This is a genomic window from Martinezella sp. CNPSo 3795, from assembly GCF_057784475.1.
Genome location: NZ_JBXSOQ010000002.1, coordinates 622,914 through 647,895, shown reverse-complemented (window position 1 = coordinate 647,895; position 24,982 = coordinate 622,914). Strand labels below are relative to the sequence as shown.

Here is a 24,982-nt window from a genome sequence, read left to right as displayed (position 1 = left end):
GGACAGCTGTCACCGATGGGCATATCGAAGCCACATCGGCGCCGCGCATTCCGGCCCAGCCGCCCGACAGACGGCTGAGATAGATCTTTTAGTCATGTGCAGTCACTGCAACCGGTGGAACCGGGCTTGGGGTCCGGCTCTGCAAAAGTTCGCCACGCTCTTCCAGAACGGGATAGGCTGCGGCGGCGACGAGGTGGGAATTGATCTGCTTGAGGTCGCGCAGAAGGTCGAGGTGAAGCGAGCTGGTCTCGGCGGTCTCGATCCCGCCCTGGCGCAAGCGCTGGAAATGGGCTTCCGTCCCCTCGCGCTCCGCCTTGCGGAAAATCACCTTCTCCTCCGCCAGCATGCGGGCGGCACTTTCATTCTGCGTCATGAACAGGGCAGCCGCCGTCTGGAGGTTCGACTGCAATCGGTCGAACAATGTCGCCAGTTCGAGCTGTCCTTCCTTCGAGAAACTCAAACCTCGGCGCAGGCGTTTTGCCAGGTGCGGCAGAAGGTTCTGGTCGAGCACGTCGCCGGCATGTTCCATGTTCATCGAAAACAGCAGGATCTCGTTCAGACGCCGCCGGTCGGCTTCTCCAAGCTCGTCGGGATCGATCGATGTCAGATAGGTCTTTACCGCCGTGTTCAGGCTGTCGAGGATATTGTCCAGCGATCGCAATCGCGTCAGCGCCTTTCGATCCGTGTCCGATAAGGCGGACTTGGCGCCCGCAAGCATTTCCGAGAGCACGTCCACCAGTCTCAGCGCCTCGCGCGCTGCCGCGCCGAGAGCAACCACGGGCGTTTCCTTGGCCGCCGGATCAAGATATCTCGGGCGCGTCGGATCGGCCTCGTCGATCTTCTGCGGTAGCAATTTGGTCAATAGATCGGCATAGGGCCGCAATAGCGGCATGAACACCACGGCCAAAACGACATTGAAGGCCGTATGAAAATTGGCAACAGCCCGGGCACTGTCGCTATCGATCATCGCCGACAGACGTGCGGCTGGCTCCAGCAGGCCGATCATCGCGATCACACCGACAATGCGTGTCAGCATATTGCCAATGGGCAAACGCTTCACCGATAGATCCGCTCCCGACTGCCCTTCGATGAGTGGATTGATCGCGGTGCCGAGATTGGCGCCGAGAACGAGAGCAAAGGCCTGATCGACATCGACGAGCCCCTTGCTTGCAAGCGACATGATGAGCAGCACCACGGCCACGCTGGAATGGGCAGCCCAGGTCAGAATGGCTGCGAGAAGCATGCTCAGCACCGGCGTCGCGGCGATCGCATCAAGGACGTAGGCGAGCGCCTTCGACCCCTCATACTGCGTCATCAGGTCGAGGAGCTGATGCAGTGCCAGAAGCATGAAGCCAAGCCCAATCATGACGCGGCCAAGATCGTGCACGCGTGAATTCCCGGTTCGGCGGAACATCAGCACGCCGATCAGGATTAGCGCCGGCGAAGCCGCCGCGACATTGAAAGACAACACCTGAACGATCAGGGTCGTGCCGACATTGGCTCCCAGCATGACGGCAAGTGCCGGCACGAGATCCACCAGGCCGCCCGCCGCGAAGCCGGAGGCCATCAGGCCGGTTGCCGTACTGCTCTGCAGGATGGCGGTGACACCGATGCCCGCAAAAAAAGCCTTCGTGCGATTGCTGAGCGCCCGGCCGAGAAAGGAGCGCAGATCAGGCCCGAATGTGCGCTGGATACCGGTCTGGACCATGCGCGTGCCCCAAAGCAGAAGGGCGATGTGGCCGGCCAGAGCAACGAGGCCGAGAATTAGCGCCATAGTGGTCCTCCATATGCCTACGATGCTGGGCATCAATATCGCGATTATCTAAACTTTCATTAGCCGACTATGTTTCTTTGTCTTGGCGCCTTTTGCAAGGTCAGATTGTCATAAATCGATGAAATAAGAATTTTTACGTTAAAAATCATAGATATAGGATTTTCATGAATCCTACCACCATTCGTTAGGAATATCCATTTTCCCAAGAAAGGTCGGCCTGAAAGCGACGATTTTCTGTCTCCAACGAGATCGTCTGAGGGTTGTTGCGTCGCCTTTTTGCTTTGATCCGTCCAAGGTCTGGCCAATATAGCACAGAAGCCTTCACTTGCCGTGCGGCGGGTCCGTGGTCGCAGGTTGGAAAGACAGACTGGCGAGGAGTTCGAGATGACGCATTTTATCTGCATCACATGCGGCACACAGTTCGACGAAGGCGACGGACCACCTCTGGCCTGCCCAATCTGCGAAGACGAGCGCCAGTTCGTACCTCAATCGGGACAGGAATGGACAGACATGGCGAGCCTCGGCCAGAAGCATGAGGTAATCTGGAACGAGGAAGCGGAAGGCGTCCACAGTCTGCAGATCTCGCCTCATTTCGGCATTGGCCAGCGCGCCTTTTTGATCGAAGGACCTGACGGCAATATCCTCTGGGACTGCCTCAGCCTTATCGACGAGCCCAGCAAGGCACGGATCGCCGCCATGGGCGGCTTAAGCGCGATCGCGATCTCCCACCCTCATTTCTATTCGTCGATGACCGAATGGAGTGCCACCTGCGGCGGCGTGCCGATCCATATCCACGCCGACGATAGCGAATGTGTACAAAGGCGCGATGCGGCGCTACGTCCATGGACAGGCGAGACACTATCGATTGGCCAGGCGACCATGATCCGCTGCGGCGGCCATTTCGACGGCAGTTGCGTGCTCCATTGCCCTTGGCTCGAAGGCGGACGCGGCGCGCTCTTCGTCGGCGACACGATGCAGGTGACCATGGACCGCAAGTTCGTCAGCTTCATGCGCAGTTACCCAAATCTTGTTCCGCTCGACGCCAAGGCCGTGACGGCGATATCGGAAGCCATCCGACCCTATCGTTTCGAAGCGATCTACGGCGCATTCCCCGGCCGAACGATCAGAGGCGACGGCAATCGCGTGGTGGAACGTTCTGCTGAGAGATACCTGAAAGCTATCGCAGGTTGAGGTTTCATTGAGCTGAGAATATGGCATCTGCTGCTTGCTTCTTCCTCAGTGGTCATCGATCGATCATGATTAAAGGCGCCTTAACGCTTCTCAAGCATATCTGACCGCATGTCTCATCAAGACATTCGCGGCGCCATGACGGCATTTGCGGGAATGACCATGACGTTTGGCCCATCCGGCGCGTCGGCCTCTTCAATCATCGGCACGCTGGATCACCGTAAAGGACCGATCCCGTGCAAACCCGTTCCAATTTGATGACGAAAATTTTGGTGGTGGCATCTCTGGTGGTCATCGCCGCCCTCTCCGGTTTTTCAATTTACATAGACAGCCTTCAGCGCACGGCCGCCAGCGAGGCGGTCAAGGGAGAGATCGAATCCTCCGGCCTTCAGGCGTCGCAGAGTATTTCGAACTGGCTGGGCGCACGCGTCATGCTGACCGAACTTGCCGCCAATGCCGCCGCCAAGGCTGGAAATCCGGCCGGCATCAGCAGCGCTTTCGACAATCCCGTTCTGCTGCGCGAATTCATGTCCACCTATGTCGGAGACGAGCAGGGCGTCTTCACCAGCGTTCCCAACCAGCCGCTTCCGGCGGATTACGACCCGCGCAAGCGGCCCTGGTACAAGGATGCCGTGAAGGCCGACAAGCTGGTCCTGACCGATCCCTACAATGACGCTTCGACGGGCAACCTCATCATCAGCGCCGCCATGCCGGTCAAACGCGATGGCAAGCTGTTCGGCGTTGCCGCAAGCGACTTCTCGCTCGGCTCGCTCGTCTCCATGATCAAGTCGGTCACCATGGGCGGCAAAGGTTCGGCATTCCTGGTGAAGAACGATGGAACCATTCTTGTCCATCAGGATCAGCAGCTGGTCACCAAGAAGCTCGCCGATGCCTTTCCGCAGGCAACGCCTGCGATCGGCTCCGGCATTTCCGAAACGATCTTCAACGGCAAGTCCGTCCTTGTCAGCTTCCTGCCCGTTCAAGGCTTGCCGCGCGCCGACTGGTATCTCGGCGTGCAGATCGACCGCGACGCTGCTTTTGCCGGCGTCGCCAAATTCCGGATTGCTGCGACCGCCGCGACCGCTATCGGCGTCGTCGCCCTGATCGGCGTCTTGGCGATGCTGCTGTCGAGATTGGTGGTCCGCCCGGTCCTGCAGATGACGAGCGCCATGGGCAAGCTTGCCGGCGGTGACGTTTCCGCCGAAATTCCGGGAACCGATCGCAAGGATGAGCTCGGGCGCATGGCCGCGGCGGTCGCCGTCTTCAGAGACAACATGATTCAGCGTGGCCGCCTTGCGAAGGAGGCCGAGGATACGCGGATGCTGAGCGAGCAGGAGCGGCGCGACCGCGAAGCCCTCAGGGCCAGTGAGGAGGAACAGATCGCTTCCGCCGTGCAGTCGCTCGCCGATGGGCTTGGCCGTCTTGCCAATGGCGATCTCGTCCATCGCATCAACGTTCCCTTTGCCGGCGATCTCGACCGCCTGCGGACCGACTTCAATATGTCGGTCGCACGGCTGCACGACGCCATGGCGACCGTCGGGCGCAATGCCCGGGCAATCGACACCGGTGCCGGAGAAATCCGCGCCGCCGCGGATAATCTTGCACGCCGCACCGAGCAACAGGCCGCTTCTGTCGAGGAGACCGCGGCAGCCCTCGAGGAAATCACGACAACGGTCAAGGATAGTGCCCGCCGGGCAGAAGAAGTCGGCCAGCTCGTCACGCGAGCTCGCGGCGGCGCGGAAAAATCCGGCGAGATCGTCGAAAAGGCCGTCGGCGCCATGAACATGATCGAAAAATCCTCCGGCGAGATCTCCAACATCATCGGCGTCATCGACGACATCGCCTTCCAGACCAATCTTCTGGCTCTGAATGCCGGTGTCGAAGCCGCACGTGCCGGCGAGGCGGGCAAGGGCTTCGCCGTGGTCGCGCAGGAAGTCCGCGAGCTCGCACAGCGCTCCGCGCAGGCGGCAAAGGAGATCAAATCCCTGATCACCGCCTCCGGCGAACAGGTGAAGAACGGCGTTACCCTCGTTAACCAGACTGGCGAAGCGCTTGAGGTGATCGTGCGGGACGTTCAGGAGATCAACCGCAACATCGAAGCGATCGTGCGAGCCTCGCGCGAACAGTCGACAGGTCTCCAGGAGATCAACACGGCGGTCAACACCATGGATCAGGGCACGCAGCAGAACGCCGCCATGGTCGAGCAGCAGACGGCCGCGAGCCACGGCCTGGCGTCGGAAGCCGCGACCTTGAACGAGCTGCTCGCACAGTTTCGCATTAGCGAGCAGGCCGCCAACGAAACACGCACGCGACGCGCTGCCTGAGGCGACAAGGTCCAAATTCAATCCGTCCGCCTGCCTTGCGAAAGCAAGAAGGCGGGCGGCAATGCTTGAGCCGCTTATAGTGAACTAGTTTTCCAGCGCCGTCTGCTTGTCCTTGACCAGCCGCGCCGGCAAATTGACGGTGACCGACAGCCCTCCGAGGCTGGAGCGGGCGAGCGTCAGCTTGCCGTCATAGGCTTCGACCAGATCCTTGGCGATCGCCAGGCCGAAGCCGGTTCCGGCGATGCTTTCGTCGAGCCGCCTGCCGCGCCGGATGAAAGCCATTTCCGCATCCTCGGGCAGGCCCGGGCCATCGTCCTCGATGCACAGTTCCACGCCCTCGGGCAACTGCGACAGGCGAACCTTGACCTTGCCGGCCGTCCATTTCCTGGCATTGTCGATCAGATTGCCGGTAATGTCGGCAAAATCCGCCTCGTCGATCGCCAGCCACATCTCCGGCGGCGCCACGAGCTCGAAATCGATTTTCCGCTCGGCCGAGAGACGCCGCATGACCGAAATGATCTTCTGGAGATCGGCGCTGGCATCCATGACGCCGACGGTATGGGCGGCGGCGAGGCTTGCGCGGGTTTGCGCAAGCGTTCGTTTGATCTGTGCCTCCATCCGGCTCACCTCCGTCTGGATGGCCGCAGCCCGCTCCGACATACCCTCTTCGGAGAGAATACGCGCAGTCGCCTCGAGCGCCGCGAGCGGGGTCTTCAGGCCATGCGCGAGATCGCCGGCGCGCGCACGCGCCTGTGTCAGCTGGGTTTCACGCGATGCGAGCAGCCCGTTGAGGTCGTCCACGAGAGGCTGGACTTCTCGCGGAAACTGACCAGTGATCTTGCGCGCGGACCGCTCCTGCACCGCCATCAGGGCCGTGCGCAGGTCATTGAGCGGCCGCAGCCCATATCGCAGGAATACCACGACTGCCCCGATCAGGGCGACTGACAGCACGCCAAGAGAGGGCGCCATGGCATAGAAGAAGCGCCAGCGCGCCGGTGCAAGCTCGCTGTTGTCGAGCGCCATGACGATATCGACCATCTGGTCGCCCGTGGCCGAGGGGATCGAAATGGACCGTTCGACGGCGAGAAGACGGCTGCCATTTGGCCCTTTCATATCCGTCGCCCGTCCGGCATCGCGAGGCCGGGCACGCAGCCAAGGCAAGTTCTGCTCCCAGAGCGATTGCGAGCGCAGCTCGACAGTGCCATTGCGGCCGACCTGCCAATAGAAGCCACCATTCGGAATGCCGAAGCGGGGATCAGTCGGCGTGTCATCAAGGAAGAGCTGATTGGACGAATTGATATCGACCGCGGCGAGAAGAACGCGCAACTCCTCGTCTATCTCCGAGAGGGCGAGAGCCCTGACGGCCAGCCCGGAAATGGCATTGATGCCGACCCCTGCCAGCAAAGTTGCAACGATGATCGCCACCACGGAACCCAGCAGCAACCGCCCTCGCAGCGAGAACGGTGTCATGACGGCGGCGCCTCGCGCGGGATAATGTAGCCCTGGCCGCGCCGGGTCTCGATGACGGTGCCGTCGAACTTGCGCCTGAGACGTGCGACGACCACTTCGAGCGCGTTCGACAGAAGCTCCGTCTCTTCGTCATAAATGCTGTCGGCGATCTGCGTTCGGGAAAGCACGGTGCCGGCATTGTGCATCAGATAGGCAAGAAGCCGGTATTCCAGCGCGGTCACCTGAACCGGCTGCCCGCGAAACGAAACGGTGCGCTGGCGCGTGTCGAGCTCCAGCACGCCATTGGAAAGGATCGGGGAGGACTGCCCGGCGGCGCGGCGCATGAGGGCGCGCACGCGGGCCAGAAGTTCTTCCATGCGGAAGGGCTTGGTCAGATAATCGTCGGCACCCGCATCCATGCCGTCGACCTTGTCGCGCCAGCCGTCGCGCGCCGTCAGTATGATAACAGGCATACCCCGCTTTTCCGCGCGCCAGCGCCGCAACACCGTCAGACCATCAAGCTTCGGAAGTCCGAGATCGAGGATGACGAGATCAAAATGCTCGATATCGCCGCGATACCAGGCTTCCTCGCCATTGCTCACGGTCGAGACGACATAATGCTGATCCTCCAGGCAGCGGCGCATGTCCGCCACGATACTGGGCTCATCCTCAGCAATCAGAATGCGCATTCTCAGCGTCTCTCGATCACGGCAAGCGTTACGCCGTCGAGCACTATATCACCACGTTTGCCATCCGGCTTCAACACGCGCACGGCATAGGCCTGACGCCCAGCCCGGCGAACCCGCTTGATGCGAAGCACCTTTCCCGGCATTTCGCGCGCAACGACCGCATAGATGTCGCGCAGCGGCCGCAAGCTGCCGGCATCTTCGACCAGAACACTGTTATGTATGCGACCGAATGCCTCCATGCCTGGCAAGCTTAGCGGAACCGCCACCAAGAGAACGGACAGCCAGCGGGGCCAGCCGGCTCCTCGCCCGAATATGCGCAACAATATCAATCCTTCTTTCGAGCTGGCACGCAGGGCTCGCCCTGCAGCGAACCAAGCATAGCTTTCCCAACATTACAATTCACTGACAACGCCCGTAAGAGAGCTGCAAATTGAAGGGTGTATAAGCATGAGCAGATGGCACGCTGATTGTGCCGAGTTTCGTTCCGCAGAAGTTACCATGACTATCCAGATTTCGTCGATTACCCCAAATGCCAGCCTCTCGGTTTCCTCAGGCGGCATTCGGCCTGAATTCGTCCGCAATGAAACCATGGTGGACATCTTCAAGGCAACGGTTGCCCGCAGCCCCCACAAGACGGCACTCACGCTGATCGGAACCGACCAGGCGATGACCTATGCCGAACTGGACCGGCTTTCCGATGAGGCAGCGCGTTCACTCAGCCGTCGTGGCATTGGTCCGGGTGACTTCGTCGGTCTGTGGTTCCAGCGTTCCCTCGAGCTACATGTCGCACTTCTGGCGATTCTCAAGGCCGGAGCTGCCTATATTCCCTTCGATGCCGCGGCCCCTGCCGACCGCGTGGCGGTCAGCCTCGCCGATTGCGGCGCGAAATGGCTGCTGACCCATGATGAAAAGGCGGCCCTTGCCCCCGAATTCGACGGCCAGACCCTGATCCTCAAGGGACTGCTCGCAGAAGACAATGATGGCATCGCGCCGCGTGCCGCCACGCATGACGATCCCGCCTATGCGATCTACACCTCCGGCTCCACGGGCAAGCCGAAGGGCATCGTCATCACGCACCGGAATATCTGCCACTATCTGCGGGCAGGCAACGATGTCCTCGGCATGGTCGAATCGGACGTCGTTCTTCAACAGGCTTCGGTCGCCTTCGATCTTTCGCTCGAGGAGATATTCGTTCCCTATCTGGTCGGCGCGACATTGAAGGTTGCGACATCTGCCGTTATGGCCGAACTCGACAGGCTCGCAGATGTACTGGAAGCAGAAAAGATCACGGTCATCGACACCGTGCCGACGCTGCTCACCATGCTGGAGCGCGATGTCGAAAGCCTGCGCGTCATCATCGTCGGCGGCGAAGCCTGCCCTCCGGCGATCGTCAGCCGCTTTTCGAAAGCCGGCCGGCGCCTGATCAATACCTACGGCCCGACCGAGACGACGGTGGTTGCAACCTACGCCGAACTCGATCCATCCCGGCCGATCACGATCGGTGGGCCGATCGCCAACACGACCGCCTATGTCGTCGACGAAAACCTGCAACTCGTGGCACGTGGCGATACCGGTGAATTGCTGATCGGCGGACCGGGTGTCGCTGCCGGCTACAGAAACCTGCCGCAGCTGACAGCCGCGAAGTTCATCGCCAATCCCTTCGCCGGTCATGACGACCCGATGCTTTACCGCAGCGGCGACGCCGTGCTGATGGACGAGGAAGGGCAGCTCCATTTCCTCGGGCGCATCGACGACCAGGTCAAGATTCGCGGCTATCGCATCGAGCTCGGCGAGATCGAAACCGTCGTGGGCGAGCTTCCCGACGTGAAGGCCGCATCCGTCGTCGTGCATCGTCCGCCGGATGGCGAGGACATGCTGGTTGCCCACGTCGTTACCACGGGCAGCAGCTTCGATCGCGACAAGGCGCGCGCCGTGCTTGCAGCCAAGCTGCCGCCCTACATGGTGCCCGCCGCCTGGCATAGCCATGTCTCGCTGCCGCGACTTCCTTCCGGCAAGATCGATCGCAAGACGCTTGCCGCCATCCCGCTGGTGACCGATCAGCCGACCCAGGCACAAGAGCCGCCGCGCACATGGACGGAAGCACAGCTACTCAAGGCCGCCACGGAAGCGCTTCGGCTGCGCTCCATCAGCTTCGAGGCGGATTTCTTCACCGAGCTCGGCGGCCATTCCATGCTGGCGGCCCGGTTTGTTTCCGAAGTGCGTAAGATCCCGCTGCTGGCGGGCATCGCCCTGCGCGACGTCTATGCCGGCCGCACTTTGCGCGGCATCGCGGCGATCCTGGAGCAGCGCGCGGAGCGCGCTTCCGGACAGGAGCGCAAGAATTTCGAGCCCGCTCCTTGGCGCCGGCGCTTTCTCTGCGGTCTTGCTCAGGCCGTGGTGCTACCCTTCATCGTCGCGATCGCAACGCTACAATGGATCGGCCTACTGCTCGCCTCCATCCTGCTGATCGATGACGGCGCGTCGGTCTGGAATGAGATCCTCATTCTGGGCGGCGTCTATCTGGCTCTCAATCTCGGTGAGAAGCTGGTCGTCGTCGCCCTCAAATGGCTTGTCATCGGCCGCACGCGGCCCGGTGTCTATCCCTTGTGGGGCACCTATTATTTCCGCATCTGGCTGATGCAGCGCATCGTTCAGCTCACCGCTCCGAAATTCCTGAAAGGTTCGCCGCTTATCCGCGTCTATATGCGCGCACTCGGCGCCAAGGTCGGCAAGGATGCGATGATCGATGAGTTCGAGGAAGGCGCGATCGACCTTGTGCGCATCGGCGCGAGATCCAGCCTCGGTGTCAAGATCAAGCTCGCCAATGTCGAAGTCATCGGCAATGAGATCCATGTCGGCACGATCGATATCGGCGAGGGCGTGCAGATCGGCAACGGCTCCGTCATCGGCCACAATGTCAAGATCGATGACGGCGCCGTCATCGGCGATCTGACGGCGATTGCCGCCGGCACCCATATTGAAGCCCATACGCGCTGGGATGGCTCGCCCGCCCGCCAGACCGGGCACGCCGAGCACGAAGAGATGCCCGCCCATCCGGAGCTCGGTACCGTCGGGCGCATCTTCCAGTTCGCGGCCTATTTCGTTGCCTACAATCTTAGCCTCGTCGTCGGCCTGCTGCCGATCTTCCCGGCCTTCTATCTGTTCTCCGCCGTACAGCAGATCTACGCGCCCGGCTCCGATGAGGCCTTGTCCTGGGGTATGATCGCCGCGCTCTCCTGGCCGGCCGCCTTCCTGCTGATCGTCGTGTCGATGGCTGTCGTCGTGGCGCTCAGATGGGTACTGTTGCCTCGCGTCGTACCGGGTCGCTATTCCATTTTCGGCAATCTCTATTTCCGCAAATGGGTCGTCGGCCTGACCACCGAGGCCATGCTGGAAACCCTGAATTCGCTCTACGCCACCGTCTTCATGCGCAATTGGTACCGCCTGATGGGGGCCAAGATCGGCAAGGGCACGGAGATCTCGGCAAACTTCGCCGGCCGCTACGACCTTATCGAAATGGGCCGCGACAACTTCATCGGTGACGAGACCATCTTCGGCGACGAGGAAATCCAGAATGGCTGGATGATACTCAAGCGCCTGAAAACAGGCGATCGCTGCTTCTTCGGCAATTCCTCCGTCATCTCGCAGGGTGCGGTGATCGAGAGCGATTCGCTCGTCGGCATCAAGACGCGCCTGCCCGATTCCCTGCACGTCAAGTCGGGCGAAACCTGGTGCGGCAGCCCCGCCTTCCAGTTCCCGACGCGCGAGAGGCTGCAGGCGGCTGCGAACACCACCTATGCACCGCCGCTCCGCATGCGCCTTGTGCGCATCCTGTTCGAGGCCATGCATACGTCGTTGCCGACCGCCATCCTCATCGTCATGGCACTCGCCATGTCCGACATGCTGGCCAGCGAAATCGACAACGGTGCCTGGGGCAGCCTTTTCTGGACGCTGATGGCCGCCGGCCTCGCAACCTCCGGCATCCTCTACCTCGTTGCCGTCGCATTCAAATGGACGCTGATTGGTACCTACAAGCCGATGAACCGGCCGATGTGGTCATGGTGGGCCATGCGCACCGAAGCCGTCGCGGTCTTCTACGGCGGTCTCGCCAGCAAGATGCTGCTCGACTATCTGCGCGGCACGCCGTTCCTGCCCTGGCTGCTCCGTCCCTTCGGCGCCAAGATCGGCCAGGGAGCATGGATCAACAGCACCGATATCTGCGAATTCGATTGCACCCATATCGGCGACCACGCCGTCCTCAATATGGGCTCCTGCCCGCAGACCCATCTCTATGAAGACCGCATCATGAAGGTCGGCCGCATCACGATCGGCGACGGCGTCTCGATCGGCTCGGGCAGCACCGTGCTTTACGAGGCCAATGTCGGCGATTTCGCTGAAATCGGACTGCTGACCCTGGTCATGAAGGGTGAGGCCATCCCGCAAGGAACGTCGTGGGTCGGCGCACCTGCCCAGGCGGTTCAAACCGAGCAGGAACCGGCTCCCGTCGCTCAGAAAGAAGCCCTGCCCTCCGCCGCGGCGTGAGCGTGGGATGACGGCGCCTCGATTCGAGGTCGTCCTGACGGTCGCGGATGCGATCGCCATCCTCGTCCGCCCGATGCCTGGCGGACGAGCGGAGCGTGATCAGATCGCGCAAACAGCCTTGAGAACAGCCACGCAGCGGGACGATCTTTCCATCTATCGCCGACCGAGCGAGCGGCCGGCGCTGAGGCAGCCCTATCACGAGCTGGGTGTTTCGCTTTCACATCGCACCGATCTGCTACTGGCGGGCTTTGCGCCCAATAATGCTGTCGGCGTGGATATAGAGGTCGAGGATATCGACGGCTTCGACCCAATCGCTTTTGCCGCCGACCACTTCTCGCCGAGGGAAGCGGCCGCGGTTACCACGTTCGATAGCGCGATCGCGCTGGAAGTCTGCTACCGGCTCTGGGTCGCAAAGGAGGCTGCGCTGAAGATCAGCGGCCGCGGCATCTTCGACGGGCTGGACGAACCCGATCTGGCGGCGCAACTGAACCTCCTGCGCAGCGATGGCGCGACCATCCGTCTTGGCGCCGGATCGCGGCTGCCGCCAATTGCGCTCACCGTAACCCGACTTGGCGGAACCGTGGATCAAGCCGTCTATTGCGCCCTTGCCACGGATATGAGCTGAACGACCATTCAGCGATGGGAAGCATTTCGGCCGGCACGACGCGGCTTGAAGCCGCGCCCCATCCATACCGTAGATTTCACGGCCGCGGCGGCGCGTCTGCGTCTTGGCGCGAAGCAAACCAGTTTGCCAGGGTTGCGCCGGAGATATTGTGCCAGACGGAGAAGATCGCGCTCGGAACGGCGGCGATCGGCGAGAAATAGGCTGTGGCCAGCGCTGCACCCAGGCCTGAATTCTGCATGCCCACTTCGATCGCCAGCGCCTTGCGCTTGTAGAAATTGAGCCCGAGCACTTTCGATGCATAATAGCCGAACAGGTAGCCGAGACCGTTGTGCAGGACGACGACGGCGAAGATCAGAAGGCCGGATTGGACGATGGCCGCCTTCGAGGCACCGACGACAGCCGCAACGATCAGTACGATGCCGATGACGCTGACGAGAGGCAGGACCGGGATTGCCGCGCGAACCAGGCCGGGCACGGCCTTTTGTGCGATGACGCCAAGCAGCAGCGGCACGATGATGACCTGCACGATGCTGATGAACATCGACCAGGCATTGACAGGCAGATACTGGCTCGCGAACATCCAGACGAGGAACGGCGTGACGATGGGCGCTGCGAGCGTCGTCACACTCGTGCAGGCGACCGACAGCGCCACGTCGCCACGGGCAAGATAGGTCATGACATTGCTCGAGGTGCCGCCTGGGCAGCAGCCGACCAGAATGACGCCGGCTGCGACTTCCGGCGGCATCGGAATGATCCGCGTCAAAAGCAGTGCCAGCGCCGGCATAATGCCAAAATGTGCGATGACGCCGATCGCGACCTCATGGGGACGACGCGCCAGCTCGCGAAAATCGTCAACGGATATGGTCAGCCCCATACCGAACATGATGATGCCGAGAAGGACGACGATCCAGGGTGCGAACTGCTTGAAGAAATCGGGCAGGAAAAAGCCGAGAACGGCAAACAGGATGACCCATATGGAAAAAGTCTTGCCGACGAAGGCGGAAAAGGATGCCAGGAATTTCATGGAATCTCCGGGGGGAAGGAGCATGATGATGTTCGGCCGGTCTAAACCCGGCGCATCGCGTGTCAAGGCTTCGAACCGCCCGATCCGTTCGCTTCCATCATCTAAGCAGCATAAATCCACCGAAGGGCGCGGCAAGTTTGCCTTGCAAGGAGCAAATGCATGACTGTTACCGAACCTGAACCCATGTCCCGCACGAAGGCCATATCCTACGCGATCGGTCTGCCGCTTGCGCTGCTTGCTCTCGTCTTTTTACCTGTCGGTCGCCTCGACTGGCGGCCCGGATGGGTCTTTATTATTTTCCTCCTGGTAATCTACGGGATCGCGATACTGGTCATGCGACGCGTGAACCCCATGATCTTCAGGGCACGCAGCCGCTTCCAGGCCGGAACCAAACGTTGGGACCTCATTCTGGTCTCGCTCATCTGCCTGGGTATGATCGCCGAAATACCGCTTGGAACCCTGGATGCCGGCAGGATGAAATGGTCGGTGATGCCAACCTCCGTCGTGATCCTGGGTTATATCCTGCTTGCGGTCGGCATTGCGCTCGGCACATGGGCGCAGGCCGTCAATCGCTTCTTTGAACCCGGTGTCCGCCTCCAGCGCGAACGCGGCCAACATGTCATCAGCAATGGTCCCTACGCCTACGTGCGCCATCCGGGCTATGTCAGCGCGATCTTGGTATTTGCAGGGCTGGCGCTGGCGCTCGGTTCCTGGTGGGCTTTAATCCCAGCCGCTTGGGCAAGTGGGGTGCTGATTCTGCGTACCAGCTGGGAGGACGCCCTGCTGCAGGCGGAACTCGAGGGTTATGCCGATTATGCCGGGCGCGTGCGGTTCCGATTGCTGCCGGGTGTCTGGTAATGCTCGATTTCGGCCGGCGCTAGGCTTTGCCATGCCATAGAGAGAGGAGGCCACCGGCCCCTCCTTTCAGTGGATCCCTTGCGGGCACGCCAAGTTTTCCGATCATCGCCTGCTGCTCGGCCGTGGGCATTTCCCGGCAGAGATCGGCCTCTTGACCGGGAGGATAGCCGCCGATCACGAGCAGGTCTTCGCTCGCCTCGAGCCGGCAATGGCCGGTTCCGGCCGGTAGCAGCAGGGCATCGCCGGCCTCGACCGTGATTTCTTTGCCGCTGGGTCCGCCGATCATCAGCCGGGCCCGACCTGCCGCAACGCCCAATATTTCGTGCGCCGTGGAATGAAAATGGTGAAAGGAATAGACGCCATTTCGCCAGAGGCCGCCCCAGCCATTGGTTCGAAAGAGCCGTTCGAAATTTTCGGCTCGGTCGGGGCCTTCGAGCACCTGCCGATAGACGATCACAGGAAATCGCTGATTATTCGGGATCCAGCCAGACTGCTCGAATTTGATTGCCTTCTCCATCCGATCTCTCCCTGTCGATTTCCATAACCGCGGGATCGCGCTGCGGTTCCCACAAAGCCGGGGAACGATTGCCTGCGGCTGGGGTTTGGAAACGGGCGTTCCGATCAACGATACAGCGAAAGGATAGATCATGCCTTCCATCAATTCCGCACATATCCTCATTCTGGCGACCGACGGCTACGAACGTTCGGAACTTCGCGTTCCCCTCGACGAACTCAGGAAGCGTGGCGCCGACGTCAAGGTTGCCTCCATCAAGAAGGAAAGCATCAAGAGCTGGGACAAGACCGATTGGGGCGACAGCGTTGAGGTCGATATCATCGCCAAGGATGTCGACGTGAACCAATTTGATGCGCTGGTGCTGCCGGGTGGCCAGATCAATCCCGACAAGCTGCGCATGGATGGCGATGCCATGCGGGTCGTCCGTGATTTCCTGAATTCCGGCAAGGTGGTCGCCGCCATATGTCACGCACCCTGGCTGCTTGCCGAAGCCGACGCATTGCGTGGACGCCAGGCAACCTCCTACTGGTCCATCAAGACGGATGTCAAAAATGCCGGCGCAACCTGGAAGGACGAAAAGGTCGTGACTGATGAAGGCATCATCACATCTAGGTCGCCCGACGATCTTCCCGCCTTCGTCGACAAAATCGTCGAAGAAGTTCAGGAGGGCCAGCACCGGCGGCGCGCGGCCTGATCGATCAACTTCCACGGAACTAATAAAACCCCGGTATCGAATGTGAACTGACCCTGAAAAGTTGGACTCAACTTTTCAGGGTTTTCGCATTTCCCGCCTCCGATAGAACGGAACCTGCACTAATCGCGTATTGACTGGTACGGCTGGCTTTGATCTGTTGGCCCGACATGACAATGCCTGATGTCCGCGCGAGATTGCGGGCGTCCGGGAGGAAAGCAGGGCATGACGATGGAGGCTGTGAGGGCGGTCAGCCTGAAACAGGTGGCGATTTCCTTTGAAATGGCCGATAAGACACGGTTCGACGCCGTAGCGGCGACCAATCTGAATGTTGAGGCGCATGAGTTCGTGGCTATTGTCGGCCCGACGGGCTGCGGCAAATCCACACTTCTCAATGCGACGGCGGGGCTTTTGACGCCGGCGTCAGGGACGGTCGAAGTCTTTGGTCAGCCCCTGAAATCCATCAACCGCCAGGCAGGCTATCTCTTCCAGCAGGATTCGCTGATGCCGTGGAAAACGGTTCTCGAGAATGTTGCGATCGGACTAGAGATCACGGGAAGGGAGACGGCCGAGGCCAGAAGGATTGCGCGGGATTGGCTGGGACGCGTCGGCCTTGCCACATTTGCCGATCGTTTCCCCCGCATGCTCTCGGGCGGCCAGCGCAAGCGGGTCGGTCTCGCTCAGGTGCTCATCCGCAATCCCAAACTGCTCCTGATGGACGAACCCTTCGGCCCGCTCGATGCGCAGACCCGCCTGATCATGGGCGACCTGCTGCTGAAACTCTGGTCCGAGGACCGCAAGGCGGTGATGTTCGTCACCCACGATCTCGATGAGGCGATCGCCCTTGCCGACCGTGTCGTCATCATGTCCGCTGGTCCGAAGTCCCGCATTATCGGTGACTTCAAGGTGCCGCTGGAACGGCCGCGCGAAATCGGCGAGATCCGGCACGATCCCGTTTTCAACCAGCTTCATCGTGATATCTGGCAGGCGCTGCGCGATGAGGTGATGACCGCCTATCGCCAGAGCAGCGGAGAGATCGCATGAACCGCTCCCTCCTTCTCCTGCTGCAGATCCTGGTGGCGCTGGTCATTCTGGTCCTCTGGCATCTGGCGACGAATACCGGCCTCTTCGGCAATCCGAAGACCATATCCTTCTTCTTTGCCGATCCGCTCAAGGTCGCGCAACGTGTGATCCAGTGGTTCGCCAGCGGATCGATCTGGTATCATCTCTGGATCACGCTATCGGAATCGATCCTTGCCTTCCTGCTCGGCGCCTTCGGCGGCGTCGTCTTCGGCTTCTGGTTCGCCCGCCGGCCGCTGATCGCGGCAGTCTTCGACCCTTATGTGAAGGCGGCGAATGCGCTGCCCCGCGTCGTGCTCGCCCCGATTTTTGCGTTGTGGTTCGGCCTCGGCATCTGGTCCAAGGTGGCGCTCGGCATCACGCTCGTCTTCTTCATCGTCTTTTTCAACGTCTACCAGGGTGTCAAGGAAGTCAGCCAGCCGGTGCTGTCCAATGCCCGCATGCTTGGAATGAACGAGCGGCAGCTGCTGCGCCATGTCTATCTGCCCTCCGCGCTTTCCTGGGTGTTTTCCAGCCTGCATACTTCGGTCGGCTTTGCCGTTGTCGGTGCGGTCGTCGGCGAATATCTCGGTTCCGCCGCCGGTCTCGGCTACCTCATCCAGCAGGCCGAGGGTGTCTTTGATGTGACGGGCGTCTTTGCGGGCATGGTGGTTCTGACCGCTTTCGTCCTGCTGGTGGATTGGGTCATGACGATGGTTGAACGACGGCTGCTTGCCTGGCGCGGCCAGTAGCGCAAAGAAAAAGAGACGTGGAGGAAAAACTATGGAACGCAGGACATTTCTGATCGGAACCGCGAGCTTTGGAATCGGCGCTTCGCTTGCGGGGATTCTGCCGGCGGTAGCGCAGGATGCGAAGCCGGAAAAGCCGGACCTGTTGATCGGCGTCGGCGGCAAGCCGCTGCTCTATTATCTGCCCCTGACGATCGCCGAGCGGAAGGGCTTCTTCAAGGAAGAGGGTCTCAACGTCACCATCAACGATTTCGCCGGCGGTTCGAAGTCGCTGGAGGGACTGATCGGCGGCTCCCTCGATGTCGTCGCCGGCGCCTATGAACATACGATCCGCATGCAGAACAAGGGTCAGGATATCGTCGCGATCTGCAATCTCGGCCGCTTTCCCGGCATCGTCATCGCCGTGCGCAAGGATCTCGCCGGCGAGATCAAGTCGATGGCGGACATGAAGGGCCGCAAGATCGGCGTCACCGCGCCAGGCTCCTCGACGGCGCTCATGTTCCAATATGCCATGCTAAAGAACGGACTGAAGACGGACGATGCGTCGCTGATCGGAGTCGGCGGCGGGGCCGGCGCCGTTGCCGCGGTCAAGAGCGGTCAGATCGACGGCCTTTCCCATCTCGATCCGGTCATCGCGCAGTTGCAGTATGATGGCGACGTCACGGTGCTTCTGGATACGCGCACCGAGGCCGGTACACGTGCGCTTTTCGGTGGTCCGAACCCGGCCGCGACCGTCTACATCAAGCGCGAATTTGCGAAAGAGAACCCAATCACCACGCAAAAGACGGTCAATGCCTTCATGAAGGCCCTGAAATGGATCGCGACAGCAAGCCCCGAAGATGTCGCCGGCGTCGTTCCGGAGGAATATCTGCTCGGCAATCGTGACCTCTACATGCAGGCATTCAAGAATTCCAAGGAAATGTATTCCCCGGACGGCATGGTCACGCCGGAAGGCTATAAGTCCATGATGGGCGTGTTGAAGACGCTCGATCCCGAACTCGCCAATGCCGACGTACCCTTCGAGAAGACATTCGATCCGACTTTCGCCAAGGCTGCAAAGATCTGACCGAAGCAATGGGTCTGCCCGGCGGTTGACCGGGCACATCCATACCCTGTCGGCTCCCGGGCTAGCGAACCAAAATCCCTATCAGATCGGCAAGCGCCGGTGGGCCGGCGTGATGCTGGTGGCGGAGGCTCCCCCGCATTATGGATCCAGCCCGCTGCTGTCTTTGCACGTCAAGCGATCATAATGGCAACTAAAAGCTTCCATCCCTCTCGAAAAAATCAACCAGGCGCCTAGATCACGCGTGGTAGTGTGAGCTGAGGTGTAGCGAGGTTTTATTGCCCGTGCCTTTCGGCGGCTTCATTCGTCGTCAAACGCCGAAATTCAAGCGGAAATCTATGGAGTACCAACGGTATGGCTTCATTTGCCAAAGTGTTTCGAGCGCCCTTCCTAATTGCCTTATTTATCTTTTCCTGTGCACTTTCCGCCGCGTCCTGTCGATTTTACCGCCGCGGCCATTGGCAGCGCGATCATATTTATGCAGCTAACGGTGGAATATCTCTACGTCAGGTTTGATTAGCAATCTCATTGTCATATGACGATAGCGAAAACCTGATACGGCGTTGACAGGCGCACCAGCCAACTACCCTATTCCGTAAAGCAACACACGGGGGAAAAATATGATCGGCACACGATATCAGATCAAGGCGGGCGATACGCTCTGGTCTATCGCCCACGAACATCTCGGCCATGGTGCGCAATGGCCGCGTATCTGGCGCTATAACAACCGCCGCGATGTCATTCGCACCACCGGACATGGAATCCCCGATCCGGATTTGATCCATACCGGCAGCACAATTTTGATCCCCGTTCTGCCAGGTCAGCGCGAGCATGGCAGCAACGGCCATAACCATACACCGCATATTTCGCAGCATCATAATCCCTCGACATCCGCCGCCACTTCGGCGCCGCATTCAGCCTCGCCGCAGCCGCTTCGCACCGGCAACCCGGCTACGGAACTGAAGAAGGAGTTGCCGCACGTCTATTCGCCGATCTCGATCAAGTACCGCTTGAATGATCTGACAATGCCCGTCATTGAGACCCCGACGGCGACAATCGAGTTCCGCATGACCGGCGATGTCGTCCTGATGACGGACAAGCGCTACCCGGCGACCTATGTGAGCAATGGCGGACGGCTGGAAACGCAGATTTCGCAGCAGGCCAACGTCGCTTTCGGCCAGCTCATTGGCGACACCCGCTTCATCTACGATTCGAAGAAAAAGGAAGTGACAGTGCGCTCGATGCTGGTCAGCCAGAGCACGACGCCCAACGCGGCCGCCACCGCGGTTGGCGTCGAGTTCAGCTCCGGCAGCCCGATCCCGAAGCTGCGTGCCGAGGTCCGCTTCCCCAAGCTGCAGGGCAGGATCGGCCCGTTCCACTATGTCGCGATGAGCGTGGCCTTTGTGATTCTGATCACGCCTAAAGCACAGATTCCTCCGTCTGCGCCTTCGCCGCAGGCCGTGCGTGACGCGGTGCGTATCCGCGAGCCCGATGAAGGAACAAACTGGAGCCGCGTCATCGGCACCGGCCTGGTCATCGGTGCTGGCGTCATTGTCGTCGGCACCCTCGTCGAGGATTTCTTCTCCGGCGGCGTCGGCGTCGCCGATGATCCGGCCTCCTTCGCGGCCGCCGGCGCCTCGCTGACGCGCGGCCTCGCCATGCTTCGGGGTGCGGCCACCACAGCCCTACCACGCGCCGCGGTTCCAGCCGCCGTGCATGTCGGCGCCCGGGTTGGACTGGCACATTGATTGTCTCACGGCGTCTTCTACTTGGCGCAGCGGTGGTTCTGGCCGGGAGCGGTTCCTACCTTCTCGGCCGATCTACACCGAAAGAGGATACCATTGCCGATGCTGATGCTTATGCGGCCAAGCTTGGCCAGCAACAGGGCCTGACGATCGGCTTTGGCGATCCGTCAACCTTCTACGTGCCACCCTATCTACCCGCCGACGCGCCGGTAGAGGGCGTCGTGTTGAGCCCTGCCGACCATACCGCCGTGAAGGACTCGCTGCGCGGCATTGCCAGGGCTTTCGAAGCTTATCCGGATCAATGTCTCGGCCGGATCATCAAGGCGATCTTCATCGCCGGCAAGATTTTGATCGACGGCGCCGAAGCGGGCGGCACCTATGGGCAGGACTGGATATTTCTCGCCGCACCCTCCAACGTATCGGCCGAGACGCGTCAGCTGACCGCGGAGCTTGGCGTGCACCACGAAACAAGTTCCTTCATTTGGCTCCGCAATGATGCCCTGCAACGGTCCTTCACCGCGCTCGAGCCAGCCGGGTGGCAATTTCAGAACAGTGCGACCGATCAGATCGCTCGCAATGGCCAGACCGCTCCACCGGTGGAAACCGGCTTTCTCTCCGCCTATGGCGCGACGACCTCGGAGAATGACTTCAATACCTATGCAGAGATCGTGTTTTCCGATCCGGAGCGTCTGATAAAGCTGGCCGAAAGCTTACCGGTCATTGCAAAAAAGCTCGCGCTGACACTCGATTCCTACATCGCCATCGACGAGCGGCTGCGCGAGACCTTCGCTCGAAACGGCCTGCTGAAAGCAGCCGTGCGATAGACCGGCCGATCGCCTCACCGCCATCGCGATGAAGATGGCAGTCGATGCCGCGCCGAGATGCGGCATCCATCTGATATCACGTTACGTGGAGATCGTTTCGTCGCTTACTGTTGCGCAGGTGCGGCTTTCTGAATCTTATCCTGGACTTTCTTAACGAGTACAGGATCCTTCTTTGCAGCCGTTAGAATTGCGTTGTATTCGTCTACCGACATCCCAGGAGAGGTCTGAACAGCCTGTACCATCTGCTTGCTTGCCTCGGTCTGCAGCTGTTGTTTCGCGGTCGGATCTTGTGTCGCGCCGATCTTGGCCGAATATTCCTGCCTGATCTTATCCACCTGGAGATAAGCGACCGCAAAAGCCTCTATTTTTTGATCGCTGACCGTGGGAGCGGCAGCATTGCTATCGGGCTGCTGTGCTTGGGCAGGCTGTTGCTCTTGTGTTGCTTGCTGTGCGAAGGCTTGATTGCTGAGAACCATCAAGCTCAAGGCTGCAGCGGTCAACGATACAGCGGGGATATGACGAATCATCATCTCAATTCCTCTTGGTCGTGCGGGGGGAACACCTCTTTGATGGCGTAGAGCGAAATTTGGCATACCATATTGGATTCAGCCGCCGGTTAGGGTCGAGGAACGATCCGGCGGCAATGTGGCCGTCAAACGTTTTCTATGAGGCAATAGCATGGCGATCCCCTGACCATGACGCGGCAGCTTCATGGCGATTGCTATCGCGTATCCATGACGTCATTGGTCTAAAGAATCGGTCGGTGTGACAGGCGGACCGCTGATTACACGGCCACTACGCCTCTCCGCGAGACGAAGCAGCCGTGATCCTTGTCCCTCATCGGGGATGGGTGACGATTTCGACCCAGTTCGCGCGATGTCGACGGAATAATAGTCGATTAGCATGAGCACGCCATTTGACTAGTCCATGGCATGGATGAATGTCTGGAACACACATGTGTCGACGCAAGCATTGCCGAGGTGGCCATCATCTCGGTAGAAATTCGAGACGGCAAGCTAATCACGAGTATCTTCCCCCCGCAAAGCGGGATCGCCGGCATTGCCGACGATCGTTCGCATGTGCCTGGCTGAGCCTCACGCGGCCTTGGCCGTCTCGATGATCTTTGCGAGCGCTGCCAGTTCCTCCGGCGTCAGATCGGTCAGCGGTGGGCGCACAGGACCTGGATCCTTGCCGAGAACATGCAAGCCGGCCTTGATGATCGAGACCGCATAGCCCTTCTTTCGATTGCGCAGGGCGACGAACGGGAAGAAGAAGCCCGTGAGGATTTCATCGACCGTTGCCTGATCTCCGCCCCGCAACGCGCTGTAGAAACGCTGGGCAAGCGCGGGAATGAAATTGAAGACGGCGGAGGAATAGGTCGTGACGCCTGCGGCGAAATAGGCCTGGGCATAGACTTCATGGGTCGGCATGCCGCCGACATAGACGAGACGGTCCTTGAGGGTCGTGGTGATCTCGATCACCTTGTCGACCTCACCGACCCCGTCCTTGTAGCCGATGAGATTGGGGCACTCGTCGGTAAGCCGTGCGATGCTGTCGGCGCTGAGCACCGCATTGTCACGGTTGTAAACGATGACGCCTATTCCGACGGATTGGCATACAGCCTTGACATGAGCGATCAGGCCGGCCTGTTCGGCGAACATGAGATAAGGCGGCAGGAGCAGCAGACCGTCCGCCCCCGCCTTCTCGGCTGCCTTGGCGATCTCGATGGCAAGCGACGTGCCGTAGCCCGTCCCTGAGATGATCGGCGTATTGCCCGCGGATGCCTTTGCGGCGCGAACGACCTGCGGGATTTCGGCGGGATTGAGGGAGAAGAACTCGCCGGTTCCGCCGGCGGCAAAAAGAGCGGCGGCATCATAGCCTGCCAGCCACTCGACATGGCGGCGGTACTTCGCCTCGTCGAATTTGAGGTCGCTGTCGAAATGAGTGACGGGAAAGGACAGCAGACCGCTGCCAACCGCCTTTTTCAGTTCAATCGGGTTCATATCGGAATCCTGTTATCAATTGGTAGGGGCGATGGGTCTCAGGCGCCTTCGAGTGACTGAACGAGGGCGGCGATGTAGCCATAGCAGAAGGCGAAGGCGACGCCGGTCGGGTCCCGGCCGCTGATGGTCGGAACATGATCGGGCATCAGCATGTATTGGTAGCCGACCTCCTTGTAGACCTTCGCGGAGCGGACCATGTCCATGTCGCCCTCATCCGGGAAGGTCTCCATGAAGGAGAGCTTGCCACCGCGAATGTTGCGGAAATGGACGTTGAAAAGCTTGCCGCGCGTGCCGAACCAGCGGATGATGTCATCGATCTCCTCGCGCGGATTGTCGAGCATCTCGCCGACCGATCCCTGGCAGAAATTCAGCCCGTGATAGGGGCTTTCACGCATCAGCACGAACTTCTTCAAGCCTTCCACGGAGCCGAGCACACGCGTGACGCCGCGATAACCCGGCGGTGTGTAGGGATCATGCGGGTGGCAAGCGAGGCGGACGCGATTGCTCTCCGCCACGGGCACAACCCGCTCCAGGAAATAATCGATGCGCTCCCAGTTCTCGTCTTCCGACAGGACGCCGGCAAGGCCGGGGGCGGCGTGGTGGTCCGCCTTGTCCCAGCGGAAGCTCGCATTCATCGAACCGCCGCGTCCAGGCTCTTCCGGCGTGCGCGGTATGCCGATGAGATTGAGATTGTATTTTGCCGCGGGGATGCCGGCCGCCGCCACATCTTCGATGAGCTTGCAGACCGCATCGATCTGGCGATCGCGATCCGGTCCGGCAAGTAGAATATCAGGATAGGATGCCTTTTCGATCGGTTGAGACGGCAAGGGAAGCTGGATCATATCCAGAATCAGCCCGAAACTCTCGACCTTGTCGCGAAGGCGCTCAAGATCGGATAGCGTCCAGCTGTCCGGCTTTCCCGGCGGGTCCGCACATATATGCTTCAGCCCCAATTGCGCGAAAACGCGATAATCGTCGTCGTCGCGCGCCTCAACCTGTGTTCCTACATACACCGAGCGTCTCTCCCGTGAGATTGATCCGTATCATATGACATAATATGAATTCTTAGAGGTGTCGAGAGCTATTGCCGCTCCGTGAGGAGGCGACACGCGCAATCGCTGATATCGAGCCGCCCCATCTCCGGCCTTATCAAATGCCACCCCATCTGGTACCTTTTACCGCCAATCCATATGGCAACCGATCGATTGCCCGTTACGCCAGCCTCAGGCAACCCGGGTCTCATGTCGCCACTTTTGACCTCCGCTCATTCGCATCAGGTCATCCGCCTGGCCTTGCAAGCCATGCCGATTTTCGATAAATCATAATATGACATATAGACAACATCATACGTATTACATCGCACTCCCGGGAGGAGCCATATATGCGATCGCGTGCTGATCATGAAGGACGGGACCTTCGTCGATGAACTGACTAAGGCGGATTTGAAGGCCGGCACCACGCCTATACGCGCGAACTCTTCGAGGCGAGTTCCCTTTAAGTGGGCGTGACCGATAGCCGATCGCTCCATCTTCACGCGAAGGCAGATCGTCATCCGATTCCTATCGTGATCGTGATTACGATTTTCGTGGCCATGATTTTTCTACAACGGAATGCGGAAGTCCGAAGGACAGGTTGATGTAGGGCCATTCGCCTCGTTTCGATATGGTCCATGATGATGGTAGGTTTGCATTCATCATATGATCCTGTAATCGAAGACGGATGATGCACAAGTTTCTTGCTCTCCTCTTGATCGGTCTCACGCTTTCCGCATGCGAGCAACGCGGCACAGAGGCCGTGGATTGCCCGTCGCAAACCCCAAATCTGGAAGCTATGGGTCCCAATGGCGTGTATGAGTTCCGCG

Annotated in this window: 20 protein-coding genes and 1 pseudogene; 12 read left to right on the top strand and 9 right to left on the bottom strand. The window is 60.1% G+C overall.

What is annotated here, in order from left to right:
• Positions 1 to 88: 88 nt before the first annotated feature.
• Positions 89 to 1,774, bottom strand: a complete 1,686-nt coding sequence (locus AC13QY_RS07840) for a Na/Pi cotransporter family protein (protein WP_488493159.1) — start codon at positions 1,772 to 1,774, stop codon at positions 89 to 91.
• Positions 1,775 to 2,158: 384 nt separating this feature from the next.
• Between AC13QY_RS07840 and AC13QY_RS07835 the strand changes: the two genes are divergently transcribed.
• Positions 2,159 to 2,965, top strand: coding sequence for an MBL fold metallo-hydrolase (locus tag AC13QY_RS07835; RefSeq protein ID WP_488493158.1), 807 nt, complete (start codon positions 2,159 to 2,161; stop codon positions 2,963 to 2,965).
• A gap of 233 nt (positions 2,966 to 3,198) precedes the next feature.
• Positions 3,199 to 5,286, top strand: a complete 2,088-nt coding sequence (mcpU, locus tag AC13QY_RS07830) for a methyl-accepting chemotaxis protein McpU (RefSeq protein ID WP_488493157.1) — start codon at positions 3,199 to 3,201, stop codon at positions 5,284 to 5,286.
• Between the two features lie 84 nt (positions 5,287 to 5,370).
• On the opposite strand, the gene AC13QY_RS07825 is transcribed toward mcpU, so the two are convergent.
• The 3 genes from AC13QY_RS07825 to AC13QY_RS07815 are packed head-to-tail and all read right to left on the bottom strand — an operon-like array spanning position 5,371 to position 7,663.
• A complete protein-coding gene (locus tag AC13QY_RS07825) occupies positions 5,371 to 6,756 on the bottom strand; it encodes an ATP-binding protein (protein ID WP_488493156.1) in 1,386 nt (461 codons plus the stop codon).
• Complete coding sequence (locus tag AC13QY_RS07820; protein ID WP_069614398.1) at positions 6,753 to 7,424, bottom strand: response regulator transcription factor; 672 nt, start codon at positions 7,422 to 7,424, stop codon at positions 6,753 to 6,755. The genes AC13QY_RS07825 and AC13QY_RS07820 overlap by 4 nt, the downstream gene beginning before the upstream one ends.
• Before the next feature lie 2 nt (positions 7,425 to 7,426).
• Positions 7,427 to 7,663, bottom strand: a complete 237-nt coding sequence (locus AC13QY_RS07815) for a hypothetical protein (protein WP_113331303.1) — start codon at positions 7,661 to 7,663, stop codon at positions 7,427 to 7,429.
• A gap of 259 nt (positions 7,664 to 7,922) precedes the next feature.
• On the opposite strand from AC13QY_RS07815, the gene AC13QY_RS07810 reads away from it, so the two are divergent.
• The gene (locus tag AC13QY_RS07810) at positions 7,923 to 11,966 is read left to right on the top strand and encodes a Pls/PosA family non-ribosomal peptide synthetase (protein ID WP_488493155.1); all 4,044 of its coding nucleotides are present in this window, start codon (positions 7,923 to 7,925) and stop codon (positions 11,964 to 11,966) included.
• Positions 11,967 to 11,973: 7 nt separating this feature from the next.
• Positions 11,974 to 12,591 (top strand): 4'-phosphopantetheinyl transferase family protein, encoded by a 618-nt coding sequence (locus AC13QY_RS07805; RefSeq protein ID WP_152095138.1) that lies wholly within the window; start codon positions 11,974 to 11,976, stop codon positions 12,589 to 12,591.
• 76 nt (positions 12,592 to 12,667) lie between these two features.
• Here the strand turns inward: AC13QY_RS07805 and AC13QY_RS07800 are convergent, their stop codons facing one another.
• The gene (locus tag AC13QY_RS07800; protein WP_488493154.1) at positions 12,668 to 13,615 is read right to left on the bottom strand and encodes a bile acid:sodium symporter family protein; all 948 of its coding nucleotides are present in this window, start codon (positions 13,613 to 13,615) and stop codon (positions 12,668 to 12,670) included.
• Between the two features lie 159 nt (positions 13,616 to 13,774).
• Here AC13QY_RS07800 and AC13QY_RS07795 point away from each other — a divergent pair, with 159 nt between their 5' ends.
• Positions 13,775 to 14,473, top strand: coding sequence for a methyltransferase family protein (locus AC13QY_RS07795; protein ID WP_488493153.1), 699 nt, complete (start codon positions 13,775 to 13,777; stop codon positions 14,471 to 14,473).
• Between the two features lie 19 nt (positions 14,474 to 14,492).
• Here the strand turns inward: AC13QY_RS07795 and AC13QY_RS07790 are convergent, their stop codons facing one another.
• The gene (locus AC13QY_RS07790) at positions 14,493 to 14,990 is read right to left on the bottom strand and encodes a cupin domain-containing protein (protein ID WP_488493152.1); all 498 of its coding nucleotides are present in this window, start codon (positions 14,988 to 14,990) and stop codon (positions 14,493 to 14,495) included.
• A 130-nt stretch (positions 14,991 to 15,120) separates the two neighbouring features.
• Here AC13QY_RS07790 and AC13QY_RS07785 point away from each other — a divergent pair, with 130 nt between their 5' ends.
• The 6 genes from AC13QY_RS07785 (at position 15,121) to AC13QY_RS07760 (ending at position 21,118) form a co-directional block, all read left to right on the top strand.
• Positions 15,121 to 15,681, top strand: a complete 561-nt coding sequence (locus tag AC13QY_RS07785; protein WP_488493151.1) for a DJ-1/PfpI/YhbO family deglycase/protease — start codon at positions 15,121 to 15,123, stop codon at positions 15,679 to 15,681.
• Positions 15,682 to 15,903: 222 nt separating this feature from the next.
• The gene (locus AC13QY_RS07780; RefSeq protein ID WP_488493150.1) at positions 15,904 to 16,722 is read left to right on the top strand and encodes an ABC transporter ATP-binding protein; all 819 of its coding nucleotides are present in this window, start codon (positions 15,904 to 15,906) and stop codon (positions 16,720 to 16,722) included.
• On the top strand, positions 16,719 to 17,489 hold the full coding sequence (locus tag AC13QY_RS07775; protein WP_113408631.1) for an ABC transporter permease: 771 nt from the start codon (positions 16,719 to 16,721) through the stop codon (positions 17,487 to 17,489). The genes AC13QY_RS07780 and AC13QY_RS07775 overlap by 4 nt, the downstream gene beginning before the upstream one ends.
• A gap of 31 nt (positions 17,490 to 17,520) precedes the next feature.
• On the top strand, positions 17,521 to 18,552 hold the full coding sequence (locus AC13QY_RS07770; RefSeq protein ID WP_145634465.1) for an ABC transporter substrate-binding protein: 1,032 nt from the start codon (positions 17,521 to 17,523) through the stop codon (positions 18,550 to 18,552).
• A gap of 617 nt (positions 18,553 to 19,169) precedes the next feature.
• Positions 19,170 to 20,297: a LysM peptidoglycan-binding domain-containing protein gene (locus tag AC13QY_RS07765; RefSeq protein WP_113420777.1), complete on the top strand. Its 1,128-nt coding sequence runs from the start codon at positions 19,170 to 19,172 to the stop codon at positions 20,295 to 20,297.
• Positions 20,294 to 21,118 (top strand): hypothetical protein, encoded by an 825-nt coding sequence (locus AC13QY_RS07760; RefSeq protein WP_488493149.1) that lies wholly within the window; start codon positions 20,294 to 20,296, stop codon positions 21,116 to 21,118. The genes AC13QY_RS07765 and AC13QY_RS07760 overlap by 4 nt, the downstream gene beginning before the upstream one ends.
• 104 nt (positions 21,119 to 21,222) lie before the next feature.
• Here the strand turns inward: AC13QY_RS07760 and AC13QY_RS07755 are convergent, their stop codons facing one another.
• The 3 genes from AC13QY_RS07755 to AC13QY_RS07745 all read right to left on the bottom strand — a co-directional run bounded on the left by AC13QY_RS07755 (position 21,223) and on the right by AC13QY_RS07745 (position 24,134).
• On the bottom strand, positions 21,223 to 21,648 hold the full coding sequence (locus AC13QY_RS07755; RefSeq protein WP_113331100.1) for a DUF4168 domain-containing protein: 426 nt from the start codon (positions 21,646 to 21,648) through the stop codon (positions 21,223 to 21,225).
• 564 nt (positions 21,649 to 22,212) lie between these two features.
• The gene (gene kdgD / locus AC13QY_RS07750) at positions 22,213 to 23,121 is read right to left on the bottom strand and encodes a 5-dehydro-4-deoxyglucarate dehydratase (RefSeq protein ID WP_488493148.1); all 909 of its coding nucleotides are present in this window, start codon (positions 23,119 to 23,121) and stop codon (positions 22,213 to 22,215) included.
• Between the two features lie 38 nt (positions 23,122 to 23,159).
• A complete protein-coding gene (locus tag AC13QY_RS07745; RefSeq protein WP_488493147.1) occupies positions 23,160 to 24,134 on the bottom strand; it encodes a mannonate dehydratase in 975 nt (324 codons plus the stop codon).
• Between the two features lie 360 nt (positions 24,135 to 24,494).
• Here AC13QY_RS07745 and AC13QY_RS07740 point away from each other — a divergent pair.
• Positions 24,495 to 24,619, top strand: a pseudogene (locus AC13QY_RS07740) (ABC transporter ATP-binding protein); the annotation flags it as partial.
• Positions 24,620 to 24,982 lie beyond the last annotated feature (363 nt).

What these genes read in the sequence shown, in the direction of transcription:
- AC13QY_RS07770 (WP_145634465.1), top strand. Translation starts at nt 17,521, where the DNA reads ATGGAACGCAGGACATTTCTGATCGGAACCGCGAGCTTTGGAATCGGC.
- AC13QY_RS07765 (WP_113420777.1), top strand. Translation starts at nt 19,170, where the DNA reads ATGATCGGCACACGATATCAGATCAAGGCGGGCGATACGCTCTGGTCT.
- AC13QY_RS07790 (WP_488493152.1), bottom strand. Translation starts at nt 14,990, where the DNA reads ATGGAGAAGGCAATCAAATTCGAGCAGTCTGGCTGGATCCCGAATAAT.
- AC13QY_RS07815 (WP_113331303.1), bottom strand. Translation starts at nt 7,663, where the DNA reads ATGGAGGCATTCGGTCGCATACATAACAGTGTTCTGGTCGAAGATGCC.
- AC13QY_RS07805 (WP_152095138.1), top strand. Translation starts at nt 11,974, where the DNA reads ATGACGGCGCCTCGATTCGAGGTCGTCCTGACGGTCGCGGATGCGATC.
- AC13QY_RS07820 (WP_069614398.1), bottom strand. Translation starts at nt 7,424, where the DNA reads ATGCGCATTCTGATTGCTGAGGATGAGCCCAGTATCGTGGCGGACATG.
- AC13QY_RS07775 (WP_113408631.1), top strand. Translation starts at nt 16,719, where the DNA reads ATGAACCGCTCCCTCCTTCTCCTGCTGCAGATCCTGGTGGCGCTGGTC.
- AC13QY_RS07785 (WP_488493151.1), top strand. Translation starts at nt 15,121, where the DNA reads ATGCCTTCCATCAATTCCGCACATATCCTCATTCTGGCGACCGACGGC.
- AC13QY_RS07810 (WP_488493155.1), top strand. Translation starts at nt 7,923, where the DNA reads ATGACTATCCAGATTTCGTCGATTACCCCAAATGCCAGCCTCTCGGTT.
- AC13QY_RS07835 (WP_488493158.1), top strand. Translation starts at nt 2,159, where the DNA reads ATGACGCATTTTATCTGCATCACATGCGGCACACAGTTCGACGAAGGC.
- AC13QY_RS07780 (WP_488493150.1), top strand. Translation starts at nt 15,904, where the DNA reads ATGACGATGGAGGCTGTGAGGGCGGTCAGCCTGAAACAGGTGGCGATT.
- AC13QY_RS07800 (WP_488493154.1), bottom strand. Translation starts at nt 13,615, where the DNA reads ATGAAATTCCTGGCATCCTTTTCCGCCTTCGTCGGCAAGACTTTTTCC.
- AC13QY_RS07795 (WP_488493153.1), top strand. Translation starts at nt 13,775, where the DNA reads ATGACTGTTACCGAACCTGAACCCATGTCCCGCACGAAGGCCATATCC.
- kdgD (WP_488493148.1), bottom strand. Translation starts at nt 23,121, where the DNA reads ATGAACCCGATTGAACTGAAAAAGGCGGTTGGCAGCGGTCTGCTGTCC.
- AC13QY_RS07755 (WP_113331100.1), bottom strand. Translation starts at nt 21,648, where the DNA reads ATGATGATTCGTCATATCCCCGCTGTATCGTTGACCGCTGCAGCCTTG.
- AC13QY_RS07840 (WP_488493159.1), bottom strand. Translation starts at nt 1,774, where the DNA reads ATGGCGCTAATTCTCGGCCTCGTTGCTCTGGCCGGCCACATCGCCCTT.
- AC13QY_RS07825 (WP_488493156.1), bottom strand. Translation starts at nt 6,756, where the DNA reads ATGACACCGTTCTCGCTGCGAGGGCGGTTGCTGCTGGGTTCCGTGGTG.